This window comes from Kaistella jeonii (genome assembly GCF_000812865.1).
Classification (GTDB): Bacteria; Bacteroidota; Bacteroidia; order Flavobacteriales; family Weeksellaceae; genus Kaistella; species Kaistella jeonii.
In genome coordinates this window covers 134,829-149,401 of the sequence record NZ_JSYL01000003.1, presented here as the reverse complement: position 1 = coordinate 149,401, position 14,573 = coordinate 134,829, and the positions used below count along the sequence as shown (strand labels likewise).

14 protein-coding genes are annotated in these 14,573 nt (G+C 34.4%); 10 read left to right on the top strand and 4 right to left on the bottom strand.

The features are described from left to right. Positions 1-12 precede the first annotated feature (12 nt). From OA86_RS07170 to OA86_RS07135, 8 genes are all read left to right on the top strand, one after another. Positions 13-768 (top strand): WG repeat-containing protein, encoded by a 756-nt coding sequence (locus tag OA86_RS07170; protein WP_039351029.1) that lies wholly within the window; start codon positions 13-15, stop codon positions 766-768. Positions 769-939: 171 nt separating this feature from the next. Continuing rightward, a complete protein-coding gene (locus OA86_RS07165) occupies positions 940-3,054 on the top strand; it encodes a TonB-dependent receptor (RefSeq protein ID WP_039351026.1) in 2,115 nt (704 codons plus the stop codon). A 99-nt stretch (positions 3,055-3,153) separates the two neighbouring features. Continuing rightward, positions 3,154-3,945 (top strand): hypothetical protein, encoded by a 792-nt coding sequence (locus OA86_RS07160; protein ID WP_052257430.1) that lies wholly within the window; start codon positions 3,154-3,156, stop codon positions 3,943-3,945. Further along, positions 3,912-4,427, top strand: a complete 516-nt coding sequence (locus tag OA86_RS07155; protein ID WP_039351023.1) for an acyl-CoA thioesterase — start codon at positions 3,912-3,914, stop codon at positions 4,425-4,427. The genes OA86_RS07160 and OA86_RS07155 overlap by 34 nt, the downstream gene beginning before the upstream one ends. An 18-nt stretch (positions 4,428-4,445) precedes the next feature. Then, positions 4,446-5,381, top strand: a complete 936-nt coding sequence (locus tag OA86_RS07150) for a 2-hydroxyacid dehydrogenase (RefSeq protein WP_039351020.1) — start codon at positions 4,446-4,448, stop codon at positions 5,379-5,381. A gap of 80 nt (positions 5,382-5,461) precedes the next feature. Then, positions 5,462-6,742, top strand: coding sequence for a serine hydrolase domain-containing protein (locus OA86_RS07145; RefSeq protein WP_039351016.1), 1,281 nt, complete (start codon positions 5,462-5,464; stop codon positions 6,740-6,742). Positions 6,743-6,770: 28 nt separating this feature from the next. Further along, a complete protein-coding gene (locus OA86_RS07140; RefSeq protein ID WP_039351013.1) occupies positions 6,771-8,459 on the top strand; it encodes an Ig-like domain-containing domain in 1,689 nt (562 codons plus the stop codon). Positions 8,460-8,461: 2 nt separating this feature from the next. Next, entirely contained in the window at positions 8,462-8,920 is a 459-nt protein-coding gene (locus tag OA86_RS07135; RefSeq protein WP_052257429.1) for a heme-binding domain-containing protein, read from the top strand. A gap of 55 nt (positions 8,921-8,975) precedes the next feature. On the opposite strand, the gene OA86_RS07130 is transcribed toward OA86_RS07135, so the two are convergent. From OA86_RS07130 to OA86_RS07115, 4 genes are all read right to left on the bottom strand, one after another. After that, positions 8,976-9,305, bottom strand: a complete 330-nt coding sequence (locus OA86_RS07130) for a hypothetical protein (RefSeq protein ID WP_039351010.1) — start codon at positions 9,303-9,305, stop codon at positions 8,976-8,978. A 3-nt stretch (positions 9,306-9,308) separates the two neighbouring features. Then, a complete protein-coding gene (locus tag OA86_RS07125) occupies positions 9,309-10,082 on the bottom strand; it encodes a carboxylesterase family protein (RefSeq protein ID WP_169743947.1) in 774 nt (257 codons plus the stop codon). A 55-nt stretch (positions 10,083-10,137) separates the two neighbouring features. Then, a complete protein-coding gene (panB, locus tag OA86_RS07120; RefSeq protein WP_039351005.1) occupies positions 10,138-10,953 on the bottom strand; it encodes a 3-methyl-2-oxobutanoate hydroxymethyltransferase in 816 nt (271 codons plus the stop codon). 104 nt (positions 10,954-11,057) lie between these two features. Beyond that, positions 11,058-11,771, bottom strand: a complete 714-nt coding sequence (locus OA86_RS07115; RefSeq protein ID WP_039351003.1) for a Crp/Fnr family transcriptional regulator — start codon at positions 11,769-11,771, stop codon at positions 11,058-11,060. A gap of 90 nt (positions 11,772-11,861) precedes the next feature. Between OA86_RS07115 and OA86_RS07110 the strand changes: the two genes are divergently transcribed. Beyond that, the gene (locus OA86_RS07110) at positions 11,862-14,252 is read left to right on the top strand and encodes a heavy metal translocating P-type ATPase (protein WP_039351000.1); all 2,391 of its coding nucleotides are present in this window, start codon (positions 11,862-11,864) and stop codon (positions 14,250-14,252) included. A 114-nt stretch (positions 14,253-14,366) separates the two neighbouring features. Then, positions 14,367-14,570, top strand: a complete 204-nt coding sequence (gene ccoS, locus OA86_RS07105; protein ID WP_039350997.1) for a cbb3-type cytochrome oxidase assembly protein CcoS — start codon at positions 14,367-14,369, stop codon at positions 14,568-14,570. The last annotated feature ends 3 nt before the right edge of the window (positions 14,571-14,573 follow it).

Here is a 14,573-nt window from a genome sequence, read left to right as displayed (position 1 = left end):
AAAAAGAAATTTATGAAAAATGCTCTGGTTCTATTAATATTATGTTTCTCCGTTATTTTATCTGCTCAGAAAAAGAAAATTACTAAAAAATCGCCGGCTAAAAAAAACCTCGTTTCAAAACATATTCCTAAAATTAATCCGGATTTAATTAAAATTAATGATTCTATTCCTGCTTTGATCCCACAGAAGGAAGATGGTAAATTCGGCTTCATCAATCAAAAAGGAAAAGTAATCATCAAACCTGAATACAGCAATGTCGGCTTTTTTACGGAAGACTGTAATCTTCAAAATTCCAACGATGCAAAAGTTAAGATTTATGGTTCAAACAAATTTGCTTCGGTACGTTTGAATGACGTTGATTATAGAATTAATGAATCCGGAAAGAGAGTTTATCAATTCAAAGACAGTGATTTAGGAAAGTGTAAGACAGAAATTAAAGCTCAACTTTTTCATGGATATATCTTAGGAAAATATTACGGAATTATCGAGGATTCGAAATTCGAAAATCCCGCAGATTACAAGCAATTCACGATTTATCCGCAGTATGATTATCTTCACATTTTGGAAGGAGACGACTTGAAAAACCCAATGATCATCGCAGTGCGGGACGACAAGTTTGGCGTAATCGACATTCATAATAAAATTATTATTCCTTTTCAATACAGCGACATTAAAAGAAATTACAGCTGGAAATTAGCACGCCTTTTCGAAGTGACAGAAGACGGCACCAACTATTTTTACATCGACATTGCGAACAAAAAATATTAGAAAATATTTTGTAATATTGCAGTCAGAAATTTAAGGGGTGCTGTGAAAAGCTGAGATTATACCCAATGAACCTGGAACAGGTAATGCTGTTTAGGGAGCGGTCTTCGGATCAATTTATTGTATAATTAAATTCGAACCCCTTTTATTCAATTAATATTAAAAATTAAAAGAATGAAAGGATTTATTTTTTTTGGACTTATCGCAGGTCCATTCTATTTTGCGCAGTCGGTGCAGGATACATTGAAAACTCATGAGATCGAAAGTGTTAATTTCACAAGACGATTGCCTGTTTCCAAAGAAATTATCAACGTTGAAAAAGATCTCAACCAAAAGAATCTCGGGCAGGATCTGCCGATTTTATTAAAAAATCAGACTTCTGTAATTTCTACTTCTGACGCCGGAAATGGAGTTGGTTACACGGGTTTTAGAATTCGTGGCGTGGGTGGAACTGGAATTAATGTCATGATGAACGGTGTTCCGTACAACGATTCTGAAAGTCAGGGAACTTTTTTTGTCGATGTTCCCGATTTAGCAAGTTCTGCTTCTCAGATCATCATTCAGCGTGGCGTCGGAACTTCTTCAAATGGCGTTTCAGCTTTCGGAGCCAGCGTAAACGTTATATCAAAAAATCCTGAAGAAAAATTCTATTTAAAGTCCGATGATACGTATGGTTTTTTTAATACGTATAAATATTCCGCAGAAATTGGTAGTGGTAAGTTTTGGAAAAACCGATTATCATTAATGGGACGCTACACGAAAATTCATTCTGATGGATATATTGACCGTGCTTCATCAGATTTGGATTCTTACAATTTTTCCGCACTCTTCGAAGAAAATAAAACTAAAATACGTTTACTGGCTTTTGGTGGGAAAGAAAAAACCTATCAAGCCTGGAATGCTATTGATAAAACAACCTGGGAAACCAATCCGAAATATAATTTTTCTGGGGCGATTTACGACGCAAATTTTGAAAATATCATCGGGTTTTACGATAAAGAAACCGATAATTACCGACAAAATCATTATCAATTACTTTGGGAGCAAAACTTTAATGAGCATTGGAACTTAGAAACAACCTTCCATTACACCAAAGGAAAAGGATATTATGAAAATTATAAACAGGACGCAAAATTTTCAAAATACAATTTACCTAATTTATTAGTTGATAATCAAACCATTAAAAGAACAGATTTTATCCGTAAAAAATGGTTAGATAACGATTTCTATGGTGGAGTTTCCACACTTTATGGAAAATTTTCCAATCTTGATGTGAATTTTGGCATTGTCGGAAATCAGTATAGAGGAAAACATTACGGAAATGTTTCGGGAGTTTATTTCCCCGATATTTTCGAACATGAATACTACAGGAACCAATCTGTAAAAACAGAATTTGCCGGTTTTGCAAAAGCGATCATTAAGGTAAATCAATTTGAATTTTATGGCGATCTACAATTACGAAATATCAATTACGACACTAAAATTGTACAACAAGGTGATAATGAAGGCGCAAATCTGAATAAAAACTGGCTTTTCTTCAATCCTAAAGTTGGATTCAATTATAAAATAAATTCCGGGAAACTATTCATTTCTTACGCTCATGCACATCGCGAACCGAACCGGGATGACCTTTTTGCAAATCCGGAAACAAAACCTGAAAAGTTGCACGATTTTGAAGCTGGTCTGGAAAAAACTTTCGGAGTCGTTTCTCTCACCACCAATCTATATTATATGAATTATGTAAATCAATTGGTTTTGAATGGTCAAATTAATGATATCGGGGAATTCATAAGAGTAAATTCTGGGAAAAGTTATCGCATGGGAATCGAAATTGGTGCTTTGGCAAAACTTTCTGAAAAATGGAATGTTTCCGGGAACTTGACTTTAAGTAAAAATGAAAATCAAGATTTCAAAAATGAGACACCGACGGGAATTGAAAATCTAGGAAATACCCCAATTTCGTTTTCTCCTAGTATTATTGCAAATGCACTGGTTAATTATTCACCTGCTAAAAACTTCAGTTTAGGAATTCAAAATCAATATGTTGGAAATCAATATTTAGATAACACCAATACTGAAGACTTAAAACTAAAGGAATATTTCTTAACCGATATTAATGCGAAATACACTTTAAATTTAAAAAGAACGGAAGTTGATTTTAAACTTTTGGTGAATAATCTTTTCAACAGGAAATATGTGAATAATGGTTTTGTTTATGAAAGCACTCCATTCTATTTTTCGCAGGCTGGAACCAACTTTCTTTTCGGCGTAAGTTTTAAATTTCAGTAATTTCATTACCAATGATTATTAAAAATTGATTTTAAAGACTGCTTTCTGAGCGGTCTTTTTTTTGATTACATCGCTCAAAAACCATAAATTTGTGGCAATATGAATTTTTCTCAACTTCTTCTGGAATTTTTAAAAAAACATGGTAGCGTTTCCGTTCCAGGTTTCGGCATATTTTATCTGAAAAACACCAATGCGATTGTAGATCAATTGGGCAAAAGTATTTTACCGCCCGGAAAAGAAGTCGCTTTCAGGAATGATTCTGGTGATAAAGGACAAGATTTTATTCAGTTTATTTCTACTCAAAAAAATATTTCTGAATTAGAAGCCGAAATCGAAATCAGAAAACAGGTTTCCTTTTGGAACTCCACGTTGGAAAAAGAGGGAAAACTTTCTTTGGAAAACCTTGGGACCTTTTTTCTTGACGATAGTAAAATTCATTTTACCGGAAATAGAACCGAAAATCTCTCCCCTGATTTCTATGGTCTGGAAGAAATTAATATTTCAGAAATTAAAAATACAAAGACTAGAACTGCAAATAATACCGATAAAAAACCCTACATGATCAGCAAGTCGATTTATTGGGTTCTTCCTTTGGTAATAGGAGTTTTAGCACTGACTTATTTTGGAATTACGCAACCGGAGAAAATTTTTGGCAGAAAATCTTTAAATGATGATTTCAAGAAAAAACCTGTTGGAAAAATTGATAAAATCAATCTGAAAAAAGATTCCTTAAAAAAGGATTCCGCTGTTATAAATGCAAAAATAGATTCAGTACGAAATGATTCTATTAAATCAGTCATCAATTCTCAAAAAACTCCGGTCAAAAAATGGAGTTCTAAAAAATATTCAAATTCTAAATGGAAAAAAGCAAAAAAGCCTCAGAATCGTTAACAATTATGACGAATATCGTTTTGCCAAACGAAACCAATTCTTTACGAAACCTTTTCGGTGGTGAACTTCTGGCAAAAATGGATCGTTGCGCTTCAATTTCTGCGGCAAGACACTGCGAAAGACGTGTTGTGACTGCTTCTGTAAATCATGTTTCCTTCGATCGTCCTATTCCCGAAGGTGGGATTGTTGTATTAGAAAGTAAAGTTTCGCGTGCATTCTCAACCTCCATGGAGATTTATGTAGATGTCTGGTTAGATGATCCCATCAATCAGAAGAGAATTCACACGAACTCTGGAATTTATACTTTTGTTGCAGTGGACGAATTTAACCGACCCATTCCAATCCCTAAAATGGAACCTGAAACCGATGATGAAAAAACGAGGTTTGAAGCAGCATTGCGTAGAAAAGAACTTTCATTAATTCTTTCAGGCAGAATGAAAGCTGCAGATTCTGTAGAATTGAAGAAATTATTCGGCAGTTGATATTTTTAAAAATAAAAAATGAAAATCCTCCTTCTCGATAAAAACCATCCTTTAATTACTGAACAACTTTCCGGTAAAGGTTTTTTGCTGGAAGAAGATTTCACTTCAACTTACGATGAAGTTTTAAAAAAGATCGCGACCTATGATGGTATAATTATCAGAAGTCGAATTCCCATTGATAAAAATTTCATTGAACACGCCAAAAATTTAAAATTTATCGCTCGAGTTGGAGCCGGAATGGAAAACATCGATGTTGAATTTGCAAAAAGTTCTGGAATAAAATTGATCAGTTCTCCGGAAGGAAACCGCGATTCTGTGGCGGAACATGTTTTGGGAATGCTTCTCATTTTAATGAACCGACTTTTTATCGCTTTCACTGAAGTTAAAAACGGGATCTGGAAACGCGAAGAAAATCGGGGAGACGAACTTTTGGGAAAAACTTTTGGCATTATTGGCTACGGAAACATGGGAAAAGCGGTCGCAAAAAGACTTTCAGGTTTTGGCGTAAAAGTAATTTTCTATGATATTATTCCGGATCTCTCAGATGAATTTGGCACTCAGGTTTCCTTGGAAACTTTACAAAAAGAAGCTGACATTTTGAGTTTACATCTTCCAATAACTCCTGAGACTCATTATATAATTGATGAAGATTTCATTTCAAAAATGGCAAAAGATTTTTATTTTGTGAATACGGCGAGAGGAAAAAATGTAAAAACGAGTGATTTAGTTAAAGCAATAAGATCTGGTAAAATAAAAGGTGCCGCACTTGATGTTTTGGAATATGAAAAATCATCATTTGAAAATATAGAATCGGAGAACGAAGACTTAGAATATCTTTTACAATCTGAAAAAGCAATCTTAACACCTCATATCGGAGGCTGGACCATTCAAAGCAAGGAAAAATTGGCACAGGTTATTGTAGATAAATTTTTATCTGACTTTTCGCAGTCTTAACAAATCTTTATGATTGCGGTCTTATAAAATCTTCGCAGAATCTCTTATATTGCGGAGATTTTTAGTTCAAAAACCTTTAAATGAAATTTTTACAGCTCTTCTTTTTTATCTTATTTTTTGGCTTCATATTGTTTTCCTGCAAAAAAGACAACAAAAAGAATGAAGATGCCAAAACTACCTTACCCAATTACAGCAACATCAATCTTGATGATATTTTCAAACGGAAAGACAACCATCTTGATAACCAGGATTCCATTGTTGCAACCATTGATCAATATTATAAAAACGTTTGGGAGAAAGGCGATTTGTGGGGCGGATTTTTAGTTGCGAAAGGCGATAAAATTCTCTACGAACATTATAGAGGTTTTGCGCAGGATAATAAGCAGGAGCCGATCAATGATACCGTCGCACTGCATGTTGCATCTATTTCTAAAACATTGACGGCAATGGCAACAATGAAATTAATTGAAGCCGGAAAAATAAAGCTGGATGATCCATTAACAAAATATTTCCCCAAATTTCCCTACCCGAAAGTGACCGTTTTTACGCTTTTGTCACAGAGAAGTGGATTGCCAAAATATGAATATGTCATTGAAAAAATAAAACCCGAACCTGCTGAATATCACAAGAAATATCTGACCAATCAGGACATCTTAAATCTGCTCATCAGTTACAAACCAGAACTTGCCCGCGAAACCAACACTGGTTTTATGTATTGCAATACAAATTATGCACTTCTGGCTTTGTTGATTGAAAAAATTACGAAAACCTCTTTTCCAGAAGCCATGCAACAGATCGTCTTTCGACCTTTGAAGATGAAAAACACCTATATTTTTCAAGAAAAAGATACTTTAACCGCTGCCAAATCATTTTTTCAGCGCGGACCGAAAGTTTATCCTTACGATCGGTTGGATTTAATTTATGGCGATAAAAATGTTTATACGACACCACGAGATCTGCTCAATTTTTCAAAAGCTATGTTTGCAAAAAATTTCCTTCGAAGCGACATCCAGGAAAAAATCTTTGAACCTTACAGCAACGAAAAGGCTGGAATCAATAATTATGGAATTGGCTTCCGTATGAAAATATTTGATAATGGCGAAAAACTCACCTATCACAATGGATGGTGGCACGGAACAAATTCAGTGTTTGCTCATTTATTAAAATCAAATGTTACCATTATCGCGATCGGAAATAAATATTCCAGCAGAGTTTATACTGCTTTGGCACTTTCCGGACTTTTTGAGGATTTCCCTTATGAAACGGCGAAACTGCAAAAAGACATGAGTGAAAATGACAGTGTAAAAAACTCCTCCGGAAAAGCTGCGCAGAAAGAAAGTAATGATTCGTACAGTGAATAATTTTCTTAATTTTGTTTAAAATTCATCAATGAAGAAAATTTTCTTTCTTTTAATTCTCAGTTTTTTAATATTTTCCTGTGCCCGTGTTGGTTCACCTGTGGGAGGCGCAAAAGATACGATTCCTCCGAAGGTTGTTTCTACCAATATCGATTCTTCCAGAGTTAACGTTCCGAGAAATATCAAAGAACTTCGCATTGATTTTGATGAATATATCACTCTAAAAGACATTAATAAACAGCTTATCATTTCGCCACCGCTGAAGAAGATGAAAAAAATTCTTCCCTCAGGAATGGCCAATAAATATCTCCTTATCAAATGGGACGATACTTTGCAGGCAAATACCACTTACAATTTTAATTTCGGAAATTCTATCGTTGATAACAACGAGAATAATGCCCTGAAATATTACAATTTCGCTTTTTCTACGGGTGATAAAATAGATGATCTTTACGTTAGTGGTGAACTGAAAAGTCCAATTGCCGACACCAAGAATAAAACAGAAGAAACCAATTTGGTAGTGGGACTATACCAGGTCAAAGATTCCATGGATTACCGGCAGAAACCTTATTATATTAACAAAGCAGATCCCGATGGGTATTTTGAACTCAATTATTTATCGCCAGGAAAATATCGACTTTTAGCTTTTGAAGACACCAATTCAAATTCTGTTTATGACGCCGGAAAAGAAAAAGTGGGTTTTTTGAAAGATGAAATTGTTCTGGATAAAAGTATTTCCGGTTTAAAGGTTAATTTATACCCTTCCAAAAAACCCTTGAAATATCAGGAGATGAAAGAAGTTCCGGGCGGAATTTTGATGACTTTTGAAGGAAATCCTGATGCAGTAAAAGTTCTTTCGGTCAGCGAAAAACTTCAGGATTACAAGGTGACGCATTCACCAAAATCAGATTCGATCAATATTTGGTTCGATGCTAAAAAACAAAATCTCGGAATTGATACGAGTGAAAATCTAAAATTCAGTTATGATGATGGTATAAAAAAAGATACCGTCTCCGTTTTTTACCGCTACAACAAGAAAAATGAAATGTCCGTGACAAATAACAGCGGCAATTTACTAGCACCCAATGAGGATTTCGTGATCACATCGAATTATTTCGTAGATAAAATCCAGCCCGAAAAATGGTCTTTGGTTTCAGACAGTATTGCTCAGGAATTTTCAGCAAAAATTAGTGACAAAAATCCTTATGAAATTAAAATTAAATCCAACTTTAAAGAAGGTAAAAAATATTCGCTGACGGTACCAAAAGGAACTGTTTCCTCCTTTTTCGAAAATACAACTGTCTCAAAACGTTTTGATTTTGAAGCCGATAAGTCGGAAAAATACGGCTCTTTAATAGTAACGCTTCAAAATGCACCTGCCGAAAAATTCTGGTTTCAACTGCTCAATGAAAGTGGAATTGTAGCTTATTCCAGATATGGAAAAGAAGAAACACTGACTTTCAAATCTTTAAAACCCGGAAAATATCAAATTAGAATTCTGGTTGATAACAATGAGAATGGCATTTGGGATTCTGCTGATTTTAAAGATGGAATTTTTGCAGAAGATGTTTTTGTTTACGCGAAAAAAATTGAAGTCAGACCACTTTGGGAAATTCGCGAAACTTGGGATCTTCAGGCGAAAGAGGAAATTCCGCCTGTGAAAAGCACCATTGAGGAGAAAACAGCAATTCCTGCAAAAACCGACTTGCCTAAAAAATAGTAATGAAAACTTTTAAAAATATTCTCTACTGGTTTCTAATTGCAATTGCTTTAATTCAATTTATTCCGGTAAACAGGGTGAATAAACCGGTGGATCAAAAAGTGAATTTCGTGAATGTTCTCGCAACTCCGGGGAATGTGCAGGCAATTTTAAAAAAAGCTTGCTACGACTGCCACAGCAACGAAACCATCTATCCCGATTATGCTTATGTTGCGCCAATTTCGTGGTCTATCAAAAATCATATTACTAAAGGTCGAGAGCATCTCAACTTTTCTGAGTGGGGAACTTTTAACAAAGATCTGAAGAAAAACATGCTCGAAAATTCTGCGAAATCCATAAAGGACTACTCAATGCCACTTGGAGCGTATATTAATAAACATCCGAAAGCCAACCTAACGAAAGCAGAAAGGGTATTATTGAGCGATTATTTTGATGGGATCTTAAAATCAGGGAATTATTAGGTTCAGTTAAAAACCCTAAAGACAACTAATTCTAAAAGAAAAGTTCTTTAAAATTTTATTGACGTGTAACTCTGGGTCTGTTAAAAATAGATAGAATCACACCTGCAAAAAGGCCGATCGTTTTAAGCATTCCAAACTGCGACTCTTTTGGTAAAAACGCTCCGATTATACATAAAGCTGCTGCAGCATACATTGGGTACAACAGGTTTTTATTTGATAAAGTTGGTGCCTGAAAAAAGAAGCTGACTCCTATTAAAATGTAAAATAATTTGTTGTAAAGTAAATCGTTGACTGTGGGCGTAAAGAGGTTAAAAAATCCTACTACCAGACACAGAATTGCTGCGATTGATAATATTCCCTGAATTGCTTGAGTATTGGTTTTCATTGTTTATTTTTTTTGATTAAAAAGCCATTTTGGTATTGCATCTACTAGTTGCGCAGATAAAATGTTGTTGTGATATTTGTCTTTAAATTCCCAAAAGAGAACTTGTCCTTCCTCTTTCATTTCCTCGTAAAATCTAATATTACTTTGAGGAAAATTATCGGTATCTAAACTTCCATGAACAATCCAGATCGGAGTTTTCAGAAGATTTTTATTATTATTGAATTGTGAAATTCCTGAAACATTAATTGCCGCAGCAAATAAATCAGGTCTTGTAGAAATAGCGTTTGAAGTTGTTGCGCCACCCATCGAAAATCCGATAACATAAATTCTGGAACGATCAATATTTTTTGAATTTGCCATTGAATCAACCGACTTTAAAAACAGATCAAGATATTCATTTGATTCGGAAACCTGAACTCCACGCGTCTCATCAAGATGATAATTTGAAGAACGAACCGGGAATTGCGGAGCGATGACAAATGCAGGATAATTCTTTCTGTTTTCCGGAATTAGCCACATTTTAGACAAAACGCCCATTTGTGATCTATTATCCAAACCAATTGCGCCGGAACCATGAAAAACCACGATGAGCGGATATTTCTCGTCTGGATTTATTTTTTCCGGACTTAAAATCCGATACTTTAATGATTTTTTTTCGTCTTTGAATTGACCTTCTTTGAATTCAGAATAATCTAAACTTTTAATGAAGGAAATTCTGGCCAGACTTTGAGTTGAATCTTTCGAATCGGGCATTTCTGTCTTTGTACCAAACTGCATTTTTTGAGAAACGCAGGATTGAAAAAAACAGAAAACTAAAAGAAAAAGGAAAAATTTAATAACTTTCTTTTTCATTTGGAAAATCTACAGCTTTCACATCTTTTACAAATTGAGAAACAGCGCCGGTAATTTCGGTGTACAGATCAAGATATCTTCTAAGAAATTTTGGCGAAAAACCTTGATTCATTCCTACCATATCGTGGTAAACCAAAACTTGCCCGTCGCAATCTGGTCCCGCTCCAATTCCGATCGTTGGAATAGAAATACTTTCTGAAACTTTTTTTGCTAATGCGGCCGGAATTTTTTCTAAAACCAAAGCGAAACATCCTAATTCCTCCAGTAATTTGGCATCTTTTAATAATTTTTCTGCTTCTTCATCTTCTTTTGCACGAACTTTATAAGTTCCAAACTGGAAAATAGATTGCGGCGTTAAACCCAGATGTCCCATGACAGGAATTCCGGCGTTCACGATTTTTCGAATTGATTCTTCAACTTCACTTCCACCTTCTAATTTTATTGCGTGCGCTTGAGATTCTTTCATGATTCTTACCGAAGATTCCAAAGCTTTTTCCGGATTCGACTGGTAACTTCCGAAAGGTAGATCTACTACGACCAAAGCTCGGTCAACACCGCGAACAACGCATTGCGCGTGATAAATCATATGATCAAGCGTGATCGGTAAAGTAGTTTCAAAACCTGCCATCACATTTGAGGCTGAATCTCCCACCAAAATAGCATCAACTCCACCTGCATCTACCATTTTGGCGGTAGTGAAATCATAAGCAGTAAGCATGGTTATTTTTTCTTTATCGAATTTCATTTTTCGCAAAGTTTCGGTGGTGATCTTTTTTATTTCAGAATGTACAGACATGTTTTAGTTGATAATTGATGGTTGATAATTGATTGATGAAGGTTTAAAAATTAAATGATCATATCAAATGTATTTTCAAATTAGTAAGTCATCAAATTTTCTAATTAACTTATTATATGACCCAGTTTTCTCAGTTTATCGTGATGAATAATTTTGATGTTCCGTCCTTCAACTTCGATCAGTTCATCCTGTTTAAATTCAGAAATTAATCGGATTGCACTTTCTGTCGCAGTTCCAATGATGTTTGCGATTTCTTCTCTGGTCAAAGATATCTTGATAAATCCTTCAGGATCGGTTCCTAATTTCTGTTCCAGTAAAAGTAAAATTTCTGCTAATCTTTCGCGCACAGTTTTTTGAGCTAAAAAAGTAACGGTATTCGATGATTCCCCTAATTCAAAAGCAATCTTTTGCATCATGGCAAAAGACAGTTTCGGATACACTTCTAATAGATGAAGAAAAAATTCTGAAGGTAAAAATAAGGTTTCAACTTCGGTCATCGCCTCTCCTTTTGCCTGAAAGTTCTCTCCACAAAGTAAAGAACGGTAACCAATTAAATCCCCTTCCTTTATAAATCGCAAAATTTGCTCTTTCCCGTAAACTCCTTGTTTAGAAAGCTTCGCCGTTCCCATTTTTATAAAATATACTCCTTTTGAAGTATCACCATCCTCGAAGATGGTGTCGCCTTTATGGAATTTGAGGACTTGCTTAGCGGAAAGATATTTTTGAAAATCCTCTTCAGAAAGCATTTCTTTGAAGGAGTCTTCATTAAAAACTTTCTGCAAATTTTCTTCAATAAGGTTTTGTTTTTCTAAAGACATTATTTATGACATTTATCAGCAAAAATAGAGCTTTTAAAACCTTAACACAAATTTATTTGTTATAATTTTGCAGGTTGAAATTAATCAAAAGTGTCAGAAAATTGTTTTCATTGCGGTCAGGATATAGAAAAAGAGCGAATTTCGTTTGACGAGAAAATATTTTGTTGCAACGGATGTAAATCAGTTTATGAAATACTGAATATTAATGATTTAGGTAATTTTTATGAACTGAATAAACGTTCAGGAATTCGACCAAATGATGATAATATTTCGCAGTTTGATTATCTCGACACGAAAGAAATCTTCGATAAAGTCACCGATTTTTCTGAAGGAAATACGAGTCTTGTTACTTTTAAAATTCCTGTCATTCATTGTTCTTCCTGTATTTGGCTTTTGGAGAGCTTACATACTTTAAACCCAAATATCAATTATTCTCAAGTCAATTTCACCCGAAAAAATGTCCAGATTTCATTCAATCATAATGAACTGAAATTAAGTGAACTGGCGAAATTCCTGAGCAATTTAGGATACAAACCAGTAATTAATCTGGAAACTGCGGAGAAAAAAGAAGAATTCTTAGATAAAACTTTGGTCATTAAACTGGCAATTGCAGGATTTGCGTTTGGTAACGGAATGTTCTTTTCTTATCCGGAATATGCGGGAGAATTGATGGGAACGACCGATTTCTGGATGGATAAATACAAACCTCTTTTCCGGTTTTTAATGTTCTTACTGGCTACTCCTGTCGTTTTTTATTCTGCTTCCGATTATTTTAAATCAGCCTGGTTTGGATTAAAAAATAAAATAGTCAATATCGACGTTCCGATCGTATTAGGAATCTTAATGCTTTATGGAAGAAGTATTTATGAAACTTTGACCAATTACGGAGCTGGATATTTTGATACTTTGTGTGGCCTGTTATTCTTTATGCTTTTAGGGAAATTGTTCCAGAAAAGAACGTACAGCGCACTTTCATACGATAGAGATTACAAATCATTTTATCCAATTGCGGTTACCAAAGTTGATTTCAACGGAAAACAGGATAACATTTTACTTTCAGATTTAAAGATTGGCGACCGAATTATGGTTCGAAATCAGGAAATTATTCCTGTTGACGCAGTTTTGATTAATGGGGAAGGAAATATCGACAACAGTTTTATCACAGGTGAAAGTGCTTCAATACCGAAAAAAGCGGGCGATAAAATTTTCGCAGGCGGAAAACAAATTGGTTCTGCACTGGAATTAGAAGTCATCAAAACGGTGAATCAAAGTTATCTTACTCAACTTTGGAATAAAGAAGCTTTTAAAAAATACGAAACCGGACTCGATAATCTAACCAACGAAATTTCAAAATATTTTACCTTCATTATATTAGGAATAACTTTAATCGCCGGGATTTATTGGGGAAGAATCGATTTTGAAAAAATGTTTCAGGTGGTTGCAGCGATCTTAATTATTGCCTGTCCATGTGCTTTAGCATTATCGGCGCCATTTACTTTCGGACATGTTATGAGAATTTTGGGTCGAAATAAGTTTTACGTAAAAGATACTTTGACCATCGAAAAAATATCGAAAATTGACACGCTGGTTTTTGATAAAACTGGCACCATTACGCACAATAAAAAATCAAACATCAATTTTGACGGTACAGAAATTTCGGACTTTGATCTGAAAAATATAAAAAGTTTGCTAAAGAACTCTAATCATCCTCTTTCGAAATCACTGTACGAATTTGTAGAGGTGAATGATGAATATTTCCCGATCGAACATTTCAAGGAAATTCCAGGGAAAGGTTATGAAGCGGAAGTGAGAGGAAACTCCTATAAAATTGGTTCCGCAAAATTAGTTGGACAAGAATCTAAAAATCTCGAAACCGCGGTTTATATTAGTAGAAACGATGAATTTTTAGGAAAATATATTTTTAAAAATGAATATCGCGATGATTTAAAATCTTTATTCAAAACGCTTTATGAATACAAAATTCATATTTTAAGTGGTGACAATTCCTCAGAAGAAATCAAGTTAAAAAGTATGATTCCAAATGTTGCAGGAATGGCTTTTAATCAAAGTCCGGAAGATAAACTGAACTATATCAAACATCTGCAAGATCAACATCAAAAAGTTGCTATGTTTGGCGATGGATTAAACGATGCAGGAGCGTTGAAACAAAGCAATGTCGGAATTGCAGTTGCAGATGACACCAATTCTTTTACACCTTCATCAGATGTTATTATGTCAGGGAAAAAATTGGTAGATTTTGTAAAATATCTGAGATTTTGTAAAGATGCAATGAAAATTGTGAAAATCACGTTTGCAATTAGCTTTATGTACAATATAATTGGACTTGGCTTTGCGGTGACGGGACACATGTCGCCACTTTTTGCCGCGATTTTGATGCCGATCAGTTCGATAAGTGTGGTAGCATTTACTTCGGTCGTAACTTGGTGGAGAAGCACTAAATATTTCAAAATCAGCAATTAAGGTTGAATTGTCCTAATTTAGAAATATTTTAAATTAACGTAATTTAACATTAAATGATGAAAATCATATTTTTTAAGTAAATTTGAGTCAATTTTATAATAAATTTGCACGGACATGGACATACTATACTTAATGATTCTCTGCAGCGTATTATTAGCTGTCGTTTTTCTGATTATTTTTATAGTAAGTGCAAGAAATGGACAATTTGAAGATGATGAATCTCCTGCAGTTCGAATATTGCTAGAGTCGGAAATCATAAAAGAAAAACCAGAGACAGAAAAGAAATTAGATATACCTACAGAAGAAAAAAGTGATTAATTT

Coding starts and splice junctions, on each gene's coding strand:
- OA86_RS07170 (WP_039351029.1), top strand. CDS start 13: ATGAAAAATGCTCTGGTTCTATTAATATTATGTTTCTCCGTTATTTTA.
- OA86_RS07165 (WP_039351026.1), top strand. CDS start 940: ATGAAAGGATTTATTTTTTTTGGACTTATCGCAGGTCCATTCTATTTT.
- OA86_RS07160 (WP_052257430.1), top strand. CDS start 3,154: ATGAATTTTTCTCAACTTCTTCTGGAATTTTTAAAAAAACATGGTAGC.
- OA86_RS07155 (WP_039351023.1), top strand. CDS start 3,912: ATGGAAAAAAGCAAAAAAGCCTCAGAATCGTTAACAATTATGACGAAT.
- OA86_RS07150 (WP_039351020.1), top strand. CDS start 4,446: ATGAAAATCCTCCTTCTCGATAAAAACCATCCTTTAATTACTGAACAA.
- OA86_RS07145 (WP_039351016.1), top strand. CDS start 5,462: ATGAAATTTTTACAGCTCTTCTTTTTTATCTTATTTTTTGGCTTCATA.
- OA86_RS07140 (WP_039351013.1), top strand. CDS start 6,771: ATGAAGAAAATTTTCTTTCTTTTAATTCTCAGTTTTTTAATATTTTCC.
- OA86_RS07135 (WP_052257429.1), top strand. CDS start 8,462: ATGAAAACTTTTAAAAATATTCTCTACTGGTTTCTAATTGCAATTGCT.
- OA86_RS07130 (WP_039351010.1), bottom strand. CDS start 9,305: ATGAAAACCAATACTCAAGCAATTCAGGGAATATTATCAATCGCAGCA.
- OA86_RS07125 (WP_169743947.1), bottom strand. CDS start 10,082: ATGCAGTTTGGTACAAAGACAGAAATGCCCGATTCGAAAGATTCAACT.
- panB (WP_039351005.1), bottom strand. CDS start 10,953: ATGTCTGTACATTCTGAAATAAAAAAGATCACCACCGAAACTTTGCGA.
- OA86_RS07115 (WP_039351003.1), bottom strand. CDS start 11,771: ATGTCTTTAGAAAAACAAAACCTTATTGAAGAAAATTTGCAGAAAGTT.
- ccoS (WP_039350997.1), top strand. CDS start 14,367: ATGGACATACTATACTTAATGATTCTCTGCAGCGTATTATTAGCTGTC.